The sequence below is a fragment of the Faecalibacterium sp. DFI.5.82 genome, assembly GCF_029076575.1.
GTDB lineage: Bacteria > Bacillota > Clostridia > Oscillospirales > Ruminococcaceae > Faecalibacterium > Faecalibacterium duncaniae.
In genome coordinates this window covers 1-303 of the sequence record NZ_JARFIS010000687.1, presented here as the reverse complement: position 1 = coordinate 303, position 303 = coordinate 1, and the positions used below count along the sequence as shown (strand labels likewise).

The window sequence follows — 303 nt, the reverse complement described above, 5'->3', positions numbered from 1 at the left end:
CCTCCACCAGCTTCTCGGTGATGCTCTCCGCATACTCGAGGGTCTTTTCGGAAACGGGCAGGACCTTGACAAGAACAGGTGCCAGCAAGGTGGGGAACTTGCCCTTGGTCTCCTCGATCAGGTAGGCCATGAAGCGATCCAGGGAGCCCAGGATTGCACGGTGCAGGACAACGGGGGTCTTTTCGGAGCCGTCCTTGTCCACATTGGTCAGGTGGAACTTTGCGGGCAGGCAGAAGTCCAGCTGGCAGGTGGACAGAGTGTACTCAGCACCCACGGCGGGCTTGACGTTCACGTCCAGCTTTG

1 protein-coding gene is annotated in these 303 nt (G+C 59.4%); it reads right to left on the bottom strand.

Annotated features, from left to right (window positions below; genetic code table 11):
• The coding region (locus P0G09_RS18455) for an aminoacyl--tRNA ligase-related protein (protein WP_342760565.1) at positions 1-303 on the bottom strand (303 nt) is incomplete at both ends.